The sequence below is a fragment of the Thalassospira sp. MCCC 1A03138 genome, from assembly GCF_002115785.1.
GTDB lineage: Bacteria > Pseudomonadota > Alphaproteobacteria > Rhodospirillales > Thalassospiraceae > Thalassospira.
This window is the reverse complement of the sequence record NZ_JFJY01000011.1, coordinates 1-17,386: the sequence shown is the minus strand read 5'-3', so window position 1 is coordinate 17,386 and position 17,386 is coordinate 1. Positions and strand designations below refer to the sequence as shown.

Annotated in this window: 17 protein-coding genes and 1 pseudogene; 11 read left to right on the top strand and 7 right to left on the bottom strand. The window is 53.9% G+C overall.

Annotated elements, in window-relative coordinates; genetic code table 11:
* Positions 1-9: 9 nt before the first annotated feature.
* Both TH468_RS18660 and TH468_RS18655 read right to left on the bottom strand, forming a co-directional pair.
* The gene (locus tag TH468_RS18660) at positions 10-1,167 is read right to left on the bottom strand and encodes an aspartate aminotransferase family protein (RefSeq protein WP_085646056.1); all 1,158 of its coding nucleotides are present in this window, start codon (positions 1,165-1,167) and stop codon (positions 10-12) included.
* A 232-nt stretch (positions 1,168-1,399) separates the two neighbouring features.
* Positions 1,400-2,194, bottom strand: coding sequence for an ABC transporter permease (locus tag TH468_RS18655; RefSeq protein ID WP_037989340.1), 795 nt, complete (start codon positions 2,192-2,194; stop codon positions 1,400-1,402).
* Positions 2,195-2,288: 94 nt separating this feature from the next.
* On the opposite strand from TH468_RS18655, the gene TH468_RS18650 reads away from it, so the two are divergent.
* The 5 genes from TH468_RS18650 to TH468_RS18630 all read left to right on the top strand — a co-directional run bounded on the left by TH468_RS18650 (position 2,289) and on the right by TH468_RS18630 (position 5,508).
* Positions 2,289-2,999 (top strand): regulatory protein RecX, encoded by a 711-nt coding sequence (locus TH468_RS18650; protein WP_085646055.1) that lies wholly within the window; start codon positions 2,289-2,291, stop codon positions 2,997-2,999.
* 121 nt (positions 3,000-3,120) lie between these two features.
* On the top strand, positions 3,121-3,861 hold the full coding sequence (locus TH468_RS18645) for a MauE/DoxX family redox-associated membrane protein (protein WP_085646054.1): 741 nt from the start codon (positions 3,121-3,123) through the stop codon (positions 3,859-3,861).
* Positions 3,862-3,939: 78 nt separating this feature from the next.
* A complete protein-coding gene (arsC, locus tag TH468_RS18640; RefSeq protein ID WP_085646053.1) occupies positions 3,940-4,281 on the top strand; it encodes an arsenate reductase (glutaredoxin) in 342 nt (113 codons plus the stop codon).
* 133 nt (positions 4,282-4,414) lie between these two features.
* Positions 4,415-4,783, top strand: a complete 369-nt coding sequence (locus TH468_RS18635; protein ID WP_085646136.1) for a CidA/LrgA family protein — start codon at positions 4,415-4,417, stop codon at positions 4,781-4,783.
* A complete protein-coding gene (locus tag TH468_RS18630; RefSeq protein ID WP_085646052.1) occupies positions 4,783-5,508 on the top strand; it encodes an LrgB family protein in 726 nt (241 codons plus the stop codon). The genes TH468_RS18635 and TH468_RS18630 overlap by 1 nt, the downstream gene beginning before the upstream one ends.
* A 27-nt stretch (positions 5,509-5,535) precedes the next feature.
* On the opposite strand, the gene TH468_RS18625 is transcribed toward TH468_RS18630, so the two are convergent.
* From TH468_RS18625 to TH468_RS18615, 3 genes are all read right to left on the bottom strand, one after another.
* Entirely contained in the window at positions 5,536-7,239 is a 1,704-nt protein-coding gene (locus tag TH468_RS18625) for a methyl-accepting chemotaxis protein (protein ID WP_085646135.1), read from the bottom strand.
* 258 nt (positions 7,240-7,497) lie between these two features.
* Positions 7,498-8,244: a tRNA pseudouridine(38-40) synthase TruA gene (gene truA, locus TH468_RS18620; RefSeq protein ID WP_085646051.1), complete on the bottom strand. Its 747-nt coding sequence runs from the start codon at positions 8,242-8,244 to the stop codon at positions 7,498-7,500.
* Between the two features lie 82 nt (positions 8,245-8,326).
* On the bottom strand, positions 8,327-9,547 hold the full coding sequence (locus TH468_RS18615; protein WP_085646050.1) for an argininosuccinate synthase: 1,221 nt from the start codon (positions 9,545-9,547) through the stop codon (positions 8,327-8,329).
* Positions 9,548-9,767: 220 nt separating this feature from the next.
* On the opposite strand from TH468_RS18615, the gene TH468_RS18610 reads away from it, so the two are divergent.
* Both TH468_RS18610 and TH468_RS18605 read left to right on the top strand, forming a co-directional pair.
* The gene (locus tag TH468_RS18610) at positions 9,768-10,484 is read left to right on the top strand and encodes a M48 family metallopeptidase (RefSeq protein WP_085646049.1); all 717 of its coding nucleotides are present in this window, start codon (positions 9,768-9,770) and stop codon (positions 10,482-10,484) included.
* 23 nt (positions 10,485-10,507) lie between these two features.
* Positions 10,508-11,140: a LysE family translocator gene (locus tag TH468_RS18605; protein WP_085646048.1), complete on the top strand. Its 633-nt coding sequence runs from the start codon at positions 10,508-10,510 to the stop codon at positions 11,138-11,140.
* Positions 11,141-11,148: 8 nt separating this feature from the next.
* Here TH468_RS18605 and TH468_RS18600 read toward each other — a convergent pair whose 3' ends face one another.
* Positions 11,149-12,054: a LysR family transcriptional regulator gene (locus TH468_RS18600; RefSeq protein WP_085646047.1), complete on the bottom strand. Its 906-nt coding sequence runs from the start codon at positions 12,052-12,054 to the stop codon at positions 11,149-11,151.
* Between the two features lie 151 nt (positions 12,055-12,205).
* Between TH468_RS18600 and TH468_RS18595 the strand changes: the two genes are divergently transcribed.
* The 4 genes from TH468_RS18595 to argE are packed head-to-tail and all read left to right on the top strand — an operon-like array spanning position 12,206 to position 16,488.
* Positions 12,206-13,195, top strand: coding sequence for a tripartite tricarboxylate transporter substrate binding protein (locus TH468_RS18595; protein ID WP_085646046.1), 990 nt, complete (start codon positions 12,206-12,208; stop codon positions 13,193-13,195).
* A 37-nt stretch (positions 13,196-13,232) separates the two neighbouring features.
* The gene (locus TH468_RS18590) at positions 13,233-13,763 is read left to right on the top strand and encodes a tripartite tricarboxylate transporter TctB family protein (RefSeq protein WP_085646045.1); all 531 of its coding nucleotides are present in this window, start codon (positions 13,233-13,235) and stop codon (positions 13,761-13,763) included.
* A gap of 17 nt (positions 13,764-13,780) precedes the next feature.
* Positions 13,781-15,280 (top strand): tripartite tricarboxylate transporter permease, encoded by a 1,500-nt coding sequence (locus TH468_RS18585; RefSeq protein ID WP_085646044.1) that lies wholly within the window; start codon positions 13,781-13,783, stop codon positions 15,278-15,280.
* Positions 15,281-15,324: 44 nt separating this feature from the next.
* Complete coding sequence (gene argE, locus TH468_RS18580; protein WP_230729507.1) at positions 15,325-16,488, top strand: acetylornithine deacetylase; 1,164 nt, start codon at positions 15,325-15,327, stop codon at positions 16,486-16,488.
* A gap of 404 nt (positions 16,489-16,892) precedes the next feature.
* On the opposite strand, the pseudogene TH468_RS18575 reads toward argE, so the two are convergent.
* Positions 16,893-17,379: pseudogene (locus TH468_RS18575) on the bottom strand (DDE-type integrase/transposase/recombinase); the annotation flags it as partial.
* Positions 17,380-17,386: the final 7 nt, after the last annotated feature.

Sequence of the window (17,386 nt, the reverse complement as noted above, 5' to 3'; positions counted from 1 at the left end):
CAGTCTTCCTTATTGCGCCAAGGCTGCCGCGGCGGCATCGATTGCTGCCAGCGCCTCGTCGACATGGGTTTTGGTGATGTTAAGCGGCGGCAACAGGCGCACCACATTATCACCTGCCGGAACGGTCAAAAGACCCAGTTCACGCAACTTGGCGACAACATCAACATTGGTCGGCACAGTTTTCATGCCCAAAAGCAGGCCCATGCCACGAACTTCCGCGATAAAGCCCGGATGTTTGCGGGCAATGGCCGCAAGGCCGTCACGGATCAACTGGCTCATGGCAAGAACATTGTCCATGAAACCGGGTTTAAGGATGACGTCAAGAACCGCATTGGCCGCCGCCATGGCAAGCGGATTACCACCAAAGGTCGTACCATGCATCCCCGCAGGCAATGCCTGTGCCGCGCGTTCGGTCGCCAGCAACGCGCCAACCGGGAAACCACCGCCAAGCCCCTTGGCCGATGAAATCAGATCGGGCTTCATGTCCGACCATTCATAGGCATAAAGCTTGCCCGTACGGCCAACGCCGGTCTGGACCTCGTCAAACATCACAAGCAGGCCAAACTCGTCAGCCGCCTTGCGCAGCCCTTCAAGATACCCTTCAGGGGCCTTGCAGATACCACCTTCACCCTGGATCGGTTCGACCAGAATACCGGCGGTCTCAGGCGTGATCGCATCGCGCAATTCGTTCAGATTGCCAAATGCAACGCGGTCGAAACCATCTGGCATCGGGCCAAAGCCCTCACGGTATTTATCGCTGTAACCAGCCGTCAGGGTACCAAGCGTCCGACCGTGGAAGGCATTGGTTGCCACCAAAATCCGGTTCTTTTCGGCATGGCCGCTGACATACTGGTAGCGGCGCAGCATCTTGATGCCGGCTTCGTTGGCCTCCGCCCCGGAGTTACAGAAGAACACCGTGTCGGCAAAGGTATTTTCAACCAGACGTACCGCCAGTTTTTCCTGCCCCGGAATCCGGTACAGGTTCGACGTATGCCAAACCTTTTTGGCCTGTTCGGTCAGGGCTTCGACCAGATGCGGATGCGCGTGGCCAAGGGTATTCACCGCAATACCCGACCCGAAATCGAGGAATCGTCGGCCATCCTGCGCATAGAGATAAGGTCCTTCACCTTTCTCAAAGGCCAGATCGGCCCGCGCGTAGGTCGGCATGACGGGAGTAATCACTTCTTCATTCCTCAATCAGGGGTAAAAAATCATTCCTGACCAGAAGGTCAGTTCCGGCAGAATACCGTGAAGCCGCGGAGTATCAAGAGATTCCTAACCTCTGTCAACGACGCAAAACCCCGTATACGGACAGGGCTGATATGAAAAAGAGCAGCATCCGATGCGGAATGCTGCCCTTAAACGGAATTTAATGCTGAAAGCCGCACTGTTTTGGCGATCAGGCCTTAAGCTTGTAGCCGCTTTTGATCATGCGATAGCACAGAATCCAAAGCAGGACATTGACCACGGCCAAGACCACAACTCCGGTCATTACCGTGCCGTCCGAAACCCCGGTAAAACCATAGCGGAACCCGTCAATCATGTAGAAGAACGGGTTGTAATGGACCAGTACCTTGCCAGCTTCGGGCAGGTTTTCGGCGCTATAGAATGTGCCCGACAGGAAAGAAAGCGGGGTAATGACAAAGTTGGTGACAACCGCGATATGGTCGAATTTCTCGGACCATACACCACCGGCAATACCCAGAAGCGACAACATCAGCGACGCCGAAATCCCGAAATACAGGATCGCCCAGATATTGTGGATGCCGACATCAACAAAGAACGCCATGACAATGGTGGTGGCAACACCAACCATGATCCCGCGTGTCACCGCACCGAATGCAAAACCGGCAACCATTTCACCGGCCGAAAGCGGCGGCATCAGAACATCGACAATATTGCCCTGTACCTTCGAAATGATGATCGAGCTTGAGGTATTGGCAAAGGCATTCTGGGCCATGGTCATCATGACCAGACCGGGGGCAAGGAAGGTGGCGAAGGGAACGCCATTGACCGTCTCGACCGCGCGCCCGAGTGCCAGAAGGAAGACCGCCATGAATAACAGGCTGGTAACCACCGGTGCTCCGATGGTTTGCAGATGGACGTTCAGAAAACGTCGAACTTCCTTGGCATAAAGCGTCCACAGACCGAGCCAGTTGATCGCGCCCATTTGACGCGGTGCTAGCTCTTGCATGAAAAATCCTTCGGAAAAATGCAGACAATTGCCGGTAAAATAGGGAGAGTTGGGCATCAAGTGCAAGGGTGCGTATTGATCAGCATTGGATGAAATGAAAGAATCACACGAAAACCGCAGTGATTTAGCGCCTGACAGCAAGGCGGAAAAATTTGGCGGTAACGCCAGTTTTTCCCGCAAAAGTGCCGCCAAAGGCAAAGATCGCAACCCGCGCGAACCCAAAAAGCCGCGCCGGGTAACGCGCGACTATCTGATGAATTATGCCACCTGGTATCTGGAACGCTTTGCCGCGTCACGCGCCCGGCTTGAAAAACTGATGCGCGGTAAGATCAGGCTTTCGGTCGCAGAATACGGCACCGATCCGCAGGAAGCCGAAGAATGGATGAAAAGCGTTCTGAACACTTGCGAGAATGCCGGCTTTATCAATGACACCGCCTATGCCAAGGGACGTGCCAGATCGCTTTTGCGCAAGGGCAAGGCCATGCGGGTTATCGCCGCAGATCTGAACGCACGCGGCATTGCATCGCACATGATTGATGACACCATCACCGACCTCAGACAGGAAGCCGATCAGGCGGCCTATGAAGATATCCGGGGTACCGATCCCAACCTTGCCGCCGCCGCAGCCTACGCCCGACGCCGTCGGCTTGGACCATTTCGTCGGCCTGACCAGCGCGATGAAAAACGCGACAAGGATCTGGCCGCACTTGCCCGGCAGGGATTTGGCTATGACACCGCCACCCGGATCATTGATGGCGATCTGGAACACCTGAACGATCTGTTATCCATGATTGACGGCATCTGATTGCTGCGCGGGCGTTTTTCGGGCACCGAAAGACTGCGTTTCCGCATTGCGTGGAACAAATGTCACCCCGACAAGTTCCATAAAGGCGTAGACCCGAAGGCAAGACGAGAGAGATCAAGTCATGACCGCACATACACGCAAGGCAACGCTTTACCGGATGGTGATGGACGACCATATCTGCCCGTTCGGCCTGAAATCGCGCGACCTTCTAAAAAGGGAAGGATACGCCGTCGATGATCACTGGCTGACCACCCGAAAAGAAACTGACGACTTTCAGGCAGAATACAATGTCGAAACGACCCCTCAGACATTCATTGATGAAGAGCGGATCGGCGGCCATGACGAATTGCGGGAATATTTCGGCAAGCCGGTAAATGATGGCAATTCGGTTACCTATCAGCCGGTCATTGCCGTTTTCGGCATGGCGGCACTTATGGCGCTGGGCCTTAGCTGGGCCGCATTTGGCGATTTCCTGACGGTTCGGGCGATTGAGTGGTTCATCGCGACGTCGATGTGCATTCTTGCCATCCTGAAGCTTCGGGATCTGGAAAGCTTTTCGAACATGTTTCTGGGTTATGACCTGCTGGCGCAACGGTGGGTACGATATGCCTATCTTTACCCGTTTGGTGAGGCACTGGCAGGGGTCCTTATGATTTTTGGCGCCCTTATGTGGCTTGCCGTTCCTGTTGCCCTTTTCATCGGAACAATCGGGGCGATATCAGTTTTCAAGGCGGTTTATATCGACAAACGCAACCTCAAATGCGCCTGTGTCGGTGGGGACAGCAATGTTCCGCTTGGTTTCATTTCACTGACAGAGAACATCATGATGGTCGCCATGGCGATCTGGATGATGATGAAATAGGCAACAACAGACTGGTGCACTCGGGATCGAGCCCCTAAAAAGAACCGATACAGACTGCCTTTTGCGTGAAGGAGAACCATGAATATGATGGTCCGCATCTATCACAATCCGCGTTGTTCCAAGTCGCGCCAGACCCTTGCATTGATCGAAGAACAGCGAATTACCCCCGACGTGATCCAGTATCTGGATACACCACCCACCCCACAGGAATTAAAAGAAATTCTTGGCATGCTGGGCATGGCCCCGGAAGATATCCTGCGCAAGAAAGAAGCCAAAGAAGAAGGCATTGGGGATCTTCGTGGTGACACATTGATCGAGGCCCTTTGCGCCCATCCGCGCGCGATTGAACGCCCGATTGTGGTCAATGACCACAAGGCCACCATTGGGCGACCGCCGGAAAGTGTTTTGGAAATTCTTTAGCGTCACCTGAAATATCGAATGACTTCAAACGCCTGTGCCATTTCCGCACGGGCGTTTTTCGTTATTAATAAAAGTCGAACGGGCGCAAAGTCATTATGTCTAATCCAAAGACATAAATGTCGGGAGGTTGCTGATGATTGCTGCGTTTGCCCTGATCCTCGTCTGCCAACTGTTTGGCGAGGTGATATCGGAACTGTTTGACCTGCCGGTCCCCGGCCCTGTGATCGGGCTTGGGCTTTTATTTATCGGGCTGATTGTCAAACGCCGCCCGCCCAGGGTTTTGACGGATGCAGCCGATAACCTTCTGATCCATTTTTCGCTGCTGTTCGTTCCGGCCGGTGTCGGTGTGGTGACACAGCTTGACCGGCTGCGTGGGGACTGGTTGCCGATTACCGCGGCCCTGATTTTTTCCACCCTGCTTGCGATGGTTCTGACCGCCCTTCTGATGTCGAAACTTCTTCCCAAACCAAAGGCATCCGTTAGCGAAGGGGAGGCAAAATAATGGGCGAGACAGATATCACACAGCTTTGGGTTTATCTTTCAACCAAGCCGTTGACCGGCCTTACCATTACGCTTGTCGCTTATTCCATCGGGTTCTGGCTGTATCAGAAAACCGACCGCAATCCGGTTTGCAATCCGGTGGTGATCGCCATTGCGTTGATTGCGCTTCTGCTGGAAAGCACGGGCACGCCGTATGCCACCTATTTCGAAGGGGCGCAGTTTGTGCACTTTCTTTTGGGCCCGGCAACGGTCGCCCTTGCCGTGCCGCTATTTCGCCAGATGGAAACACTGAAACGGGCATTGCCGGTGATTATTTTCGGTGTGCTGTTCGGATCGCTGGTTGCGAGTGTCAGCACGGTTGTGCTGGCCTGGGTCCTTGGGGCCAGCCCGGAAACACTGGCGTCCCTGGCACCGAAATCAGTTACGACACCTGTTGCGATGGGTATTGCCGATGAAATTGGTGGTGTCCCGGCCCTGACTGCGGTTTGCGTGATCGCAACCGGCATTGTCGGGGCGACACTGGGCCCGATGGTGATGAATTTGGCCCGATTGAAAGACTGGCGGGCGCGCGGATTTGCAATGGGAGTTGCCGCACATGGAATCGGAACGGCACGGGCGTTTCAGGTCAATGAAACAGCCGGGGCGTTTTCAGGATTGGCGATGGGCTTAAATACGCTGGCCACCGCTCTCACCCTGCCATTCCTGTGGCATTGGTTCTTCGGGTGAGCCGAAACTCACCCGAAGCCCAAAGCCTTATCCGGCACGTAGCTGTTTAAGGAAGTCAGATACGGTTCTGTGCAGGGTTTCGATCTGTCCTGACAGCGCACCGACATTTGTATCAAGTTCGCTTGCAGCAGCACCGCTGCTACTAGCGGCCTGATGGATTTCCTCGATATTGCTGACGACCTCTGTCGAACCACTTGATGCGGTCGAAGCACTGTTAGCGATTTCACTAACGGCGGCATTCTGTTCCGATACCGACGACGAAATACCATTGGTGATTTCGTTGATGGTAGAAATGGTCTGCGTCACCTTTTCGATGGCTTCGACCGTCAGTTTGGTTTCACTTTGGATCGCACCGATCTGCTGGGCGATTTCATCGGTCGCCTTTGCCGTCTGATTGGCAAGGTTTTTGACTTCTTGTGCAACAACGGCAAAGCCTTTGCCTGCTTCACCGGCACGTGCGGCCTCGATCGTAGCGTTCAGTGCCAGCAGGTTGGTCTGCGCTGCGATATCGTTAATCAGGCTGACAACTTCACCAATTCGTTCGGCCGCATCGGCAAGACCACTGACCATTTCGTTGGCTCGCGATGCTTCGGTAACGGCGGTCTCCGCAATCGATGTTGATTCATCCACCTGGCTTCCGATGCCGGTAATCGACGCCGAAAGTTCCTCGGTCGCGGCAGCAACGGTCTGAACACTGCGGGCCGACTCATTGGCGGCTTCGCTGACATGGCTGCTTTGGCGGACCGAATGATCCGCCGATTCACGCATCTGACGGGTTGAACGCATCATGCCCTCGGTTGCCTGACGAACCGACGAAACGATCTGCCCGACAGAGTCCTCAAGCTCCTTAGCAAGGCGGTTGCGCTGTTGAACGCGCTCATCCTCGTTACGCTTTTCGGCAGAAATACGTGCTTCTTCCGCTTCCTTAATCTGGCCTGCTGTTTCTTTCCAGCGGACAAGACCATCGGCAATTGCGCCAATTTCATCGGTTCGGCTTGTATAGGCTACTTCACCAGAAAAATCGCGATCCACAAAGCGAGCAATTGTATTACCCAGAACGTGTAGCGGACCAAGCTGCCAACGCAGCAGGACAACCAGCACGACACCAGCAATCAAAGCAACAATGATACCTGCAACCGCGATACGCAGCTGAATTGCAGACGCAACCTCGGTAACTTCGGCCTTTTTGATCCCGACATACAGAATGCCAATCACATCGCCAGCCGGATTGAAGATCGGCGTATATTGCGTAACATAGGCAGTACCAAGAATGACGGCCTCACCGCGGAAGGTTTTTCCCGATGTTGTCGGCGCATAAGCGGCACTTCCGTTGCCTAACATTGTGCCAACCGCACGCTGGCCATCAGGCTTGATGATGTTGGTGGAAATGCGGACAAAATCCTTTTCCGCTGGAACCCAGGAAAACACGGTTGCGGTTTGACCTGTTGCCGTTCCGATACGATCAATCAAAGTATGCGATGAAAGATCCGGAATTTCCGGCATAATCAATTTGGTCGTTTCGCCATCAGCACCGATGGTAACTTTCAGTTCCGGATCCGCATCCTGCAGCAGAAGTGCCGCAACACGCAGGTTCAGTTTCTGCGTTTCAAGACTGGTATCGCTGACCTGCTGATCAATGCGCTGCATAATAACAAAGCCGAGCAGGAAAATACCGCTGACTAGAATGATCAAAGCTGCCAGTGCAACCTTGAAGACAATGCTTCTGGACATAATCGATCGTCCCCTGACCCCATTTGCATTGGCCCCCATGACACCAATGCATAACCACGCCCACAACCCAGATTCCTGACTGTTAGTCAGGCTGGATCAGACTTGAACACTTTAGCGATTTAACAATCGCGCTTATGTAGTTGAGATTTGGTTATCTTTAAATGGCAGTTCAAGAACGCAAATTCAAAACTGGTGAACATTTGTGCAAAAAATGATCAAAACACGCAAAATGGCCCATGCCCGGCAAAGCCCTGGCTTTCAGTAATCGACCTTTACGAAATAAAGCCCGTCAGCCGGGGCCGTTGGCCCGCCCGCAGCACGGTCACGGGCTTCAAGTGCTGTTTTGACGTCAATCGATTTCCAGTTTCCCTTGCCAACCAGAACAAGGGTTCCAACCATATTACGGACCTGATGATGCAGGAACGACCGGCTTTCGGTATGAACACGAATATCAAGCGGATCATGCTCGCTGCGCGTCACGACAAGCTTTTCCAGTGTTTTTATCGGGCTTTTGGCCTGGCATTCGCTTGCGCGGAAGGTTGTGAAGTCATGCGTGCCGATAAGATAGGCCGCAGCTTCGTTCATCGCATCAATATCAAGCGGCTTGAAAATACCCCAGGCAAGCCCGGCATCAACGGTTAGCGGCGCCCGCCGATTGACGATGCGATACATATAGTACCGTTTCTTGGATGAAAACCGGGCGTGAAAGTCTTCACCGACTTCAACGCAGTCAATCACGGCAACCGGGTCAGGTTTGAGGTGATGATTGATTGCATTCATTACGGCATCGGCGGGATAGGTGCGCGGCAGATCAAAATGCACGACTTGGCCAAAGGCATGTACCCCGGCATCAGTACGGCCAGATACATATACGCGCACAAATTGACCGATGAACTTTTCCAGCGCGGTTTCAAAAACCTGCTGGACCGAGATCACCTCATCCTGGAACTGCCACCCGTGATAGGGACGTCCATTATATTCGACGGTACATTTATAGCGCTGCATCGGGTGCTTATAACCAAGCTTCAAAACAAAAACGAGGGATGATGATCACCCCTCGTTTCGTAATGGATCACAACGGTGAAACTTACTTCACACCGTCGCGGTCAAAACCAAGACGCAGGCGAAGAGCGTTCAGCTTGATGAAGCCTTCTGCGTCGCGCTGGTTGTAAACGGTATCAGCTTCGAAGGTGACATGCTCTTCGGAGTAGATCGAGTTCGGCGACTTGCGGCCGGTAACCGTGACGTTGCCCTTGTAAAGGTCAAGGCGAACAACACCATTGACGGTTTTCTGGGTTTCATCGATCAGGCGCTGCAGGGCCTGACGTTCCGGCGACCACCAGTAACCGTTATAGATCATCTCGGCGTAACGCGGCATCAGCTCGTCCTTGAGGTGACCGGCGTTACGGTCAAGCGTGATACTTTCCATGGCACGGTGTGCAACCGACAGGATGGTACCGCCCGGGGTTTCGTAGACGCCGCGCGATTTCATGCCGACATAACGGTTTTCGACCAGATCAAGACGACCGATGCCGTTTTTGCCCGCAACGTCGTTCAGCTTGGTCAGAAGGTTCGCCGGGCTCATACGTTCGCCATTGACGGCAACCGGATTACCCTGTTCAAACTCGATTTCAATCGTGGTGATCGCATCGGGTGCATTTTGCGGCGACACGGTACGTTCGAACATCTGTTCGTTAGGCTTGACCCAGGGATCTTCCAGCGCCTTGCCTTCATAGGAAATATGCAGAAGGTTGGCATCGGTTGAATATGGGGGCTCATCCCCGCCCAGCTTGTCAGCCGAGATCGGAATCTGATGTTCGCGGGCAAAGTTAAGAAGGGCGGTACGCGAATTCAGTTTCCATTCACGCCAAGGCGCAATGACCTTCACGTTCGGCTTAAGGGCATAATAGCCGAGTTCAAAACGGACCTGATCGTTGCCCTTACCGGTGGCACCGTGGGAAACGGCATCTGCACCGACTTCTTCGGCGATTTCAATCTGGCGTTTGGCAATAAGCGGACGCGCGATTGAGGTACCGAGCAGATACACACCTTCATAAAGGGCGTTCGCGCGGAACATCGGGAAGACATAGTCGCGAACGAATTCTTCGCGCAGATCTTCGATGAAAATCTGTTTGACGCCAAACATCTCGGCTTTCTTGCGGGCAGGTTCCAGTTCCTCGCCCTGGCCGAGATCGGCGGTGAAAGTCACGACTTCGCAGTTATATTCTTCGCGCAGCCATTTCAGGATGATGGAGGTATCAAGCCCGCCTGAATAGGCAAGCACCACCTTTTTGACCTGATCGCTCATTGGAGTGACGCCTTTCTTCTTCCGATGTAAACCGGGGCGCGGCACATTCAGGCCAACGTCCCTTGCGGGGTTGCAACACACACATTGCAAAAGTCCCCTAGACCTTGAGCGCGGAGTATAGGAAAACACTACTGCCGGGCAAGGGGCAAGATGCCCTTCCGGCCAAAAAGGCGCAAAAAGTACGAAAATTCCACCCCGCTTTTGGAAAAATTCACCCTGAATGCTGCGAAATATCGAAGAAACCGAAATCGATCTGCCTCAAATCGGCCCCTTGCCGGTCCGGTTGCGGCCAAGCGCGCGTGCGACGCGACTCAAATTGCGGATCGATCCGGCCTTTGACGGTGTTGAAATCGTCGTTCCGAACGGCATATCGCGCAAAACAGCGATCTCGATGCTGTATCAGCATGGTGACTGGGTCACCGCCCATATGAGCCGCCTTCCGGAACGTGTGCAGTTCGTTCCGGGGGCCTGGGTGCCGTTCATGGGCAACGAACATGCAATTCGTACGGTGCCCGACGCCAAACGCGGTGTTTGGGCCGAAGCCGGTGTGATCTGGGTTTCGGGACTTCCGGAACATACCAATCGCCGGGTTTCCGACTGGCTGAAAAAGCAGGCAAAGCTTGAAATCGCGCCTCGTGCGCACGCCTATGCCGATAAGATCGGCAAGAAGGTCAATCGCATTTCGCTGAAAGATACGCGAACGCGCTGGGGAAGCTGTTCATCGAACGGCAATCTGTCCTTTAGCTGGCGACTCGTCCTCGCCCCTGAAGATGTACTGGATTACGTGGTTGCCCACGAAGTCGCCCATCTTCAGGAACTGAACCACAGTGCCCGGTTCTGGAAAGTGGTCGAAGACCTTTATGGTCCGTCAAAAAAACAGCAGCACTGGTTAAAAAAGAACGGTTCAGCCCTGCATCGATATGGCGCAGGCAGCTAAACGCCCCACCCGGAGTCCCTGATATGCTGATCCCTATTGAAACCCTGCTAATCTTCATTCCGACCGCGCTGGCGCTGAACATGACGCCGGGCAACGACATGCTGTTTTGTCTGGGGCAGGGAATCAAATCCGGGCCGCGTGCCGGTTTGGCCGCCAGCTTCGGGATTGCGACGGGGGCCATGATCCATACGCTTCTGGCTGGCTTGGGACTGGCAGCAATGGTTGCCACCCATCCGGTTGCGCTGGAAATTCTGCGATGGGCGGGGATTGGCTATCTGGTATGGCTGGCGTTTCAGTCGTTCCGGGACGGTGGCAGCGTTTTAAAACCGGCGAAAACTGCACCGGCAACCGCCATGAAAGCCTGGCGCGACGGCATCGTGGTTAACCTGCTTAATCCAAAGATCATCGTTTTCGTATTGGCCTTTATTCCGCAGTTCGTCGACCCGGCACGTGGATCGGTTCTGGTGCAGTTTCTGATCCTTGGTGTGATCCTCAATATCGGCGGCACGATCATCAACTGTCTGGTGGGCGGTTTTGCCGGAAAGCTTGGCCAGTTTCTGTCACGCTCGGCCCGGTTGGCACGCACGTTCCAGATCTTCACCGGTTGCGTATTTCTGGCACTTGCCGCCCGGCTGGCTTTTGACAAACGGGCATAGCACACACATCACAGAACACAGCCCGCCTTTCGCAGGTCGGGCAATTCTGCACGCAGGAAGCTTAGAAAACTGCGTTCGACCGCGCTGAGTTCACCCGATGATCGGAAAAGTGCGACATCCCATTCAATTGCCGGGGTCAGCGGGCGTGCGACAACCTTTTCCTCATCGACCAGCAAAGTGGCGAACGGATCAATAACAGCGATACCAACATTGCGTTCAACCAGTCGGGAAATGGTTCGGATGGTGCGTGCTTCGACCGCGATCTTGCGCGGCCAGCCTGCGATCTGGAAAATGTAATCAATCTTGGTGCGAAGCGGCGATCCGATCGAAAGTTCGACAAAGCTTTCACCGCGCAAAAGATCGATATCAATGGTTTCAAACCCGGCCAGCCGGTGATCGCGCGGCATCAGGCACACCGCGCGACATTGCGCAAGCGGCATGACTTCCATATTGGGATCCTGAAGATCAAGCGTGATGCCGATTCCCAAATCACATTGCCGGGTCGTGACCATATCAAGCATCCCTTCAAGACCGGTATCGGTAATACTGACAGCAACATTGGTGTGGACACACTTGAACTTTGCAACCACATCAAGAAGATAGGTATCAACATAGATCGGCTGGGCCGCGATCCGGATGCTGCCAAGCTGCTCGTTGGCAATGGCCCGGGCCTGTGTTTCGATTTCACGCAGAGAGTTAAGCGACCGCAGAACCGTTGTGTGAAACTGCAATGCCTCGGTCGTTGGCGAAAGCTGGTTTCGTTTGCGATTGAACAACGCAAACCCGACAGATTTTTCAAAACTGTTTAACAACCGACTGACCATGGGCTGACTGATATTCATGGCCTGTGCCGCCTTGGTGACGGAACCGTAGGTCATAAAGGCGTTGAAGCTTTCAAGTTCTCGCAAATTCATCGGTTGGCCTGCGACTAATTTCAGTATGTAAATTAGTTATACTGAAATTAATTTTTTGCGTCACGAGTTATAGTTTGCGATGGAATGTATACAAAACAAAAAACGACGAGCTCGGGCAATCCTGCCACCACCAAACAGGGAGACATGAAAAATGTTTCGACAGCTCAAAAAGGCCGCGACTTTTGCGGCTGCAGTTCTTGCAACCACAACACTGGTTTCGACCGCACAGGCCGCTGACTATCCAGAAAAAGCCATCACCCTTGTCGTGCCTTATGGCGCAGGTGGCGCATCGGATCTGGCCGGTCGTGCCTTGGCTGAAACCGCGCGCAATTACACCAACGAACAGCCGGTCGTGGTTGTGAACAAAACCGGCAATGGTGGCATGAATGGTGCCCGTTACGTCACCGAACAGAAGCCGGATGGTTACACCCTGCTGCTGTCACGCGTTGGCATGGCGCTTTACCCGGCCGTTTACACCGACAGCCCAGTTGCCTGGGATGATTACACCTTCCTTGGCATTCTTGAATCAACCCCGATGATCCTCGCAGTCAATGCAAACTCGGACATCAAAACCGTTGAAGAGCTGCTTGCCAAAATCAAATCAAGCAATGGCGCGACCACCTATGCTGCATCCGGCCCCACCGCGATTGACGGCTTTACGGTTCAGGCCCTTCTCGCCGATGCCGATCTGGATCCGCTGTCTGCTTCCACCCTCGTGCCATACAAAGGCGGCAGCGCCCTTGCCGCAGCTCTTCTTGGCGGTCACGTCGACTTCCTGGCTATTGCGGCCGGTTCGCTGATGCCTCACATTGAAGCTGGCAAAATGCGTGCACTGATGGTTTACGCTCCAAAACGCATGGATGCCCTTCCTGACGTTCCAACTGCCAAGGAACTTGGTTACAATCTTGCCGGACAGGTTGACGGCTGGAGCGCATTGTTCGCCCCGAAAGATCTGCCGGAAGACATTGTTGCAAAATGGAAAGACATCCTTTCGAACGTTGCAACCAACGACCAGTGGCTTGATCTTGCCAAGAAACGCGGCTCTGTCTCGGTCGTTGGTGACCAGGACCCGGCTGCCTTCGTCAAGAGCCAGTACGAGCTCTATAACGGCATGGCCAAGAAATTCGGTTACATTCAGTAATCCGCACCCCTTAATTTTCTGAATGTGAGACGGAACCATGACTCCCAATCGCGATTTTTATACCGGACTGATCGCAACGGCATTCTTTGCCTTTGTCCTGTTCGTCCTGATCCCGATCTATGTGAAGGTTCCGTCTTTCATTCCCGGATTTGCCCCACCACCTGATATGTGGCCACGTGTTATTACCGTGGTCGGGCTGGTTATGGGCATCCTTGCCATTCTTTTTGCCATTCCAAAGATGCGGGCGGCCGCGAACGACCGTGTCATGTCAATTGGCGCAACAATGCACCGAAATCGTAAACTGATTGTGCGTTTTGCCGGAGTCCTGCTCGGCTTTGCCACATTCACCTATGCGATGCCAGAGATCGGTTTTGTCCCCGCGACCATTCTGCTTCTGGCCTATCTTTTCCTGATGACCGGCAATTACAGCCGCAAAATCTGGATGATCGGACTGACCATCGTATTTCCGATCCTGCTTTATCTTGTTTTCACCGAAGTCACCCACACGCCTTTCCCCGAAGGCCATCTGTTTTCGGCATTAGCGGCCGATTTTGTGACCCTGATCTGATTTGAAAGCGCCCCTTCATGTGGAATGAACTGCTTTACGCCTTTGAAGCCGTCGCAACGCTGCCCAACTTCATTGCCATGGCGGCCGGGATCTGGGGTGGTGTGATCATCGGTGCCATACCGGGCATGACCGGTACGATGGCCGTGACCCTTGCCCTGCCATTCACCTTCTATCTGCCGCCGGTCACCAGCATTTTGCTGCTGGTAGCCCTTTACAAGGGATCAACCTATGGCGGATCGATTTCGGCTATCCTGATCAAGACACCGGGCACCGCGTCTGCGGCCTGTACTGTTCTTGATGGTTATCCCCTTGCCCAACAGGGCAAAGGTGGCAAGGCGCTTAATATGGCGCTGGTTTCAAGCTGCATTGGCGACTTTATTTCGAATATCTCGCTGTTCTTCCTGGCAATGCCGCTTGCGATGTTTGCACTTCGGGTCGGACCGCCGGAATATTTCATGCTGATGGCCTTTTCGCTGACCATCGTTGCCAGCATTTCGGGCCGGTCACTTGTTCTTGGCATCATTTCCGCCTGTCTCGGTCTGCTTCTGGCAACCGTGGGCGAGGATATTTATGGCTCTTTCCGCTTTGCGGTAACCGAAGACATGAAATCGGGTCTTGGGGTTGTGCCGGTACTAATTGGCCTGTTCGCCCTGCCTGAACTGATCAAGATGATCGTCTTCCGGCCCGAGGACAACAATGCGGCCATGAAGCTTGGCGATAACCGCCTGACCATGGCCGAATTCCGCGGTAGCGTGAAATCGATCCTGCGGGGCAGTGTTATCGGTGTGATACTCGGCGCCATTCCGGGGATCGGGCCGTCAACTGCCGCTTTCTTTTCCTACAGCGAAGCCCGCCGGACATCGAAAAACGGCGATAAATTCGGCGAAGGCGAACTGGAAGGCGTTGCGGCATCCGAGTCTGCCAACAATGGCTGTTGCGGGGCGACCATGATCCCGCTTCTGGCACTCGGTGTTCCGGGTGACGTCATTACAGGTGTGATGCTGGGCGCATTTATGATCCATGGCCTGACGCCGGGTCCGCTGCTATTCCAGAACAATATCGGTGAAGTCTATTCGCTGTTTATCGGCATCCTGTTCAGTTCGGTGTTCCTGTTTGTTGCCGGCAAACTGACGGCAGGTGCCTTTGCGAAAATTTCGCGAATTCCCCAAACGCTGCTTTTGCCGTGCATTCTGGTTCTGTGCGTGTTTGGCATCTATTCGATCGGTGCCAGCCCGTTTGATGTCAGCGTCCTTCTGGTCATGGGGATTGTCGGCTTCGTCATGATGATCCTCAACATTCCGGCAGCACCATTCCTGATCGCCTTCATTCTGGGGCCGATGTTCGAAGACAATATGCGCCGGTCGCTGGCAATTTCGCGCGGCGATCTGGGCGTATTTTTCCATTCGTGGATTTCATGGGCGTTCTTTGCCCTGACCGTCCTGTTCATCGCCCTGACCATTCGCCGTGAATGGCAGAAATGGCGCGAGAAGTCCCGCAATACGGCGCAGTCGGCCTAATATTCCGAGAAACGAGAAGCGATAATAAAATGAGCAAACCAAACATGTCCCGCTTGCATAATGCCATTGATCTGCTTGGCAAACTTGTGGCGTTCGACACCACCAGCAAGAACTCGAATCTCGGTCTGATCCATTTTGTCCGTGACTATCTTGCGCAATATGGCATCGAAAGCACACTGTTCCATGACGAAACGGGCGAGAAGGCAAACCTTCTGGCAACCATCGGCCCCAAGGATGTCCCTGGTATCGCGCTTTCGGGGCATACTGACGTGGTTCCCGCCCTTGAAAAAAGCTGGATCAGCCCGGCATTTGAACTGACCGAACGCGACGGCAAACTGTTTGGTCGCGGTTCTGCCGACATGAAAGGTTTTTCGGCCTGTGCGCTGGCAATGGTTCCGGAACTGGTCAAACGCGATCTCGCGATCCCGTTCCATCTTTGCCTGTCCTATGACGAGGAAGTCGGTTGCCTTGGCGTGGGTTCGATGGTCGATCATCTGGCAAACCTTAAAACTCCTCCACGCCTTGCCGTGATTGGCGAACCGACCGAGATGAAAGTCATCAATGGTCAGAAGGGCAAATTTTCGATGCGGGTTGCCGTCACCGGAACAGCCGGGCATTCATCCTTTGCCCCCCGCCATGTCAACGCCATCGAATATGCGGCACGCGCCATTACGATGATTTCCGATCTGGCACGTGAATTTGAAGAAAACGGCCCCTTCGACAATGACTTCACGGTGCCGCATAGCACCATGCTGACCACCACCATTGGCGGCGGAACAGCGACCAATGTCACACCGGATTTCTGTGAATTCACGTTCGAAATTCGCCATCTGCCGGAACACGACGCCAAGGCCGTCCTTGATGGGATCAAAGAGAAAATCCTTGAAACCCTTGATGCGGAAATGAAAGCCAAAGAAGCCGAAACCGGATTTGAATGGGAAGAAATCTTTTCCTATCCCGGAATGGGTGATTGCACGGATGCAGAAGCGTTCGAGCTGGTTCGCAACATCGTCCCGGAAGTTTCGGGCAAGGTTTCCTATGGTTCCGAAGGCGGGATTTTCGAAAAGCAGGGCAATATCCCGTCGATCATCTGCGGTCCTGGCAGTATCAAACAGGCCCATAAGGCCAATGAATTTATCGAAATTTCGCAGATCGAGGAATGTCTGGAATTCCTCGAGAAGCTCAGTGATCAGGCTGTAGCGGCCTGATGCTCTCGCCGATGTACCGCCCTGAACGGTGCATGCGGATGTCCTGACGATGCAAGGGGAAGATTGCACCCCTGACCCTTGATCACATCGCGATATTCGACAGGTGAGACCTCCCTCGGCTTCGTCGGTCTCCCCCGATGAAGCCATGCAAACTGCAAACTTGATGGCCGGTTTTCCTTAACGGATACCGGCCATTTTTTCTTGGCCGAAACGAAAAGGGCCGATGCATCAGCACCGCACCTGAAGTACCTTTGCGGTACTTGTTGACCTGGGCCCTAACTTTCATCCATTTATAAGTAGAGCCTTTGGTTAAATTCATGCCCTGATTGGTTGGCAATTTCAGCTGAGTTTTGCTACCATGAGCCGCTGATGGCGTTCTAATCCAGCTTCATTCGGCCAGTACAGTACTGCCACTCGACACCATTGTCCTGAACCCATTTGAGGACGGCTATACTGGTCAGCTCCGTACCGTTGTCACTGACAATGGTCTCCGGCTTGCCTCTAGCAGTAATCAGTTGATTGAGAACCCGCGTGACGCGCGTCCCGGACAAGGACGGCTACCAAGGCCAGACACTCGCGACTATAGTCATAAACAATGGCCAGAATACGGAACCGCCGGCAATCACTGAAGGCGTCAGACACAAAGTCCAGTGCCCCCCGCCGGTTAACCGCATCAGGCCGGCGGATCGGTGCCCGTGTTCCCAATGCCCGTTTACGCCCACCCCGCTTCCGCACCTGAAGACCTTCTTCCCGATAGATCCGCCGCAGTTTCTTTTGATTCACATGCCAGCCCTTCCGGACCAGCATCACATGCAAACGCCGATAGCCAAACCGCTTGCGCTCACACGACAGCGCCTTCAGGCGTGTGCGCAATCGTGTATCATTGGGTCGTCAAGGA

Excerpts from the sequence above, each read along its gene's own strand:
- truA (WP_085646051.1), bottom strand. The coding sequence starts at position 8,244 with ATGCAGCGCTATAAATGTACCGTCGAATATAATGGACGTCCCTATCAC.
- TH468_RS18615 (WP_085646050.1), bottom strand. The coding sequence starts at position 9,547 with ATGAGCGATCAGGTCAAAAAGGTGGTGCTTGCCTATTCAGGCGGGCTT.
- TH468_RS18585 (WP_085646044.1), top strand. The coding sequence starts at position 13,781 with ATGTGGAATGAACTGCTTTACGCCTTTGAAGCCGTCGCAACGCTGCCC.
- TH468_RS18590 (WP_085646045.1), top strand. The coding sequence starts at position 13,233 with ATGACTCCCAATCGCGATTTTTATACCGGACTGATCGCAACGGCATTC.
- argE (WP_230729507.1), top strand. The coding sequence starts at position 15,325 with ATGTCCCGCTTGCATAATGCCATTGATCTGCTTGGCAAACTTGTGGCG.
- TH468_RS18605 (WP_085646048.1), top strand. The coding sequence starts at position 10,508 with ATGCTGATCCCTATTGAAACCCTGCTAATCTTCATTCCGACCGCGCTG.
- TH468_RS18595 (WP_085646046.1), top strand. The coding sequence starts at position 12,206 with ATGTTTCGACAGCTCAAAAAGGCCGCGACTTTTGCGGCTGCAGTTCTT.
- TH468_RS18655 (WP_037989340.1), bottom strand. The coding sequence starts at position 2,194 with ATGCAAGAGCTAGCACCGCGTCAAATGGGCGCGATCAACTGGCTCGGT.
- TH468_RS18645 (WP_085646054.1), top strand. The coding sequence starts at position 3,121 with ATGACCGCACATACACGCAAGGCAACGCTTTACCGGATGGTGATGGAC.
- TH468_RS18660 (WP_085646056.1), bottom strand. The coding sequence starts at position 1,167 with ATGCCGACCTACGCGCGGGCCGATCTGGCCTTTGAGAAAGGTGAAGGA.
- TH468_RS18630 (WP_085646052.1), top strand. The coding sequence starts at position 4,783 with ATGGGCGAGACAGATATCACACAGCTTTGGGTTTATCTTTCAACCAAG.
- TH468_RS18650 (WP_085646055.1), top strand. The coding sequence starts at position 2,289 with ATGAAAGAATCACACGAAAACCGCAGTGATTTAGCGCCTGACAGCAAG.
- TH468_RS18625 (WP_085646135.1), bottom strand. The coding sequence starts at position 7,239 with ATGTCCAGAAGCATTGTCTTCAAGGTTGCACTGGCAGCTTTGATCATT.
- TH468_RS18610 (WP_085646049.1), top strand. The coding sequence starts at position 9,768 with ATGCTGCGAAATATCGAAGAAACCGAAATCGATCTGCCTCAAATCGGC.
- TH468_RS18635 (WP_085646136.1), top strand. The coding sequence starts at position 4,415 with ATGATTGCTGCGTTTGCCCTGATCCTCGTCTGCCAACTGTTTGGCGAG.
- TH468_RS18600 (WP_085646047.1), bottom strand. The coding sequence starts at position 12,054 with ATGAATTTGCGAGAACTTGAAAGCTTCAACGCCTTTATGACCTACGGT.
- arsC (WP_085646053.1), top strand. The coding sequence starts at position 3,940 with ATGAATATGATGGTCCGCATCTATCACAATCCGCGTTGTTCCAAGTCG.